This is a genomic window from Lactobacillus nasalidis, from assembly GCF_016587775.1.
Lineage (GTDB): Bacteria > Bacillota > Bacilli > Lactobacillales > Lactobacillaceae > Lactobacillus > Lactobacillus nasalidis.
Window position 1 is genome coordinate 1 of sequence record NZ_BOCG01000037.1, and the last position, 213, is coordinate 213.

Sequence of the window (213 nt, forward strand, 5' to 3'; positions counted from 1 at the left end):
GCCTTGGTGAGCCGTTACCTCACCAACTAGCTAATGCGCCGCGGGCTCATCCTAAAGTGACAGCTTGCGCCGCCTTTCAAACTTGAGTCATGCGACTCATGTTGTTATCCGGTATTAGCACCTGTTTCCAAGTGGTATCCCAGTCTTTAGGGCAGATTGCCCACGTGTTACTCACCCATCCGCCGCTAGCGTCCAACAAATCACCCCGAAGGG

The 213-nt window shown here is 54.0% G+C and carries 1 rRNA gene; it reads right to left on the minus strand.

Going from position 1 to position 213, the window contains the following annotated elements:
• Positions 1-213: ribosomal RNA gene (locus lacNas_RS00270) — 16S ribosomal RNA — on the minus strand; the annotation flags it as partial.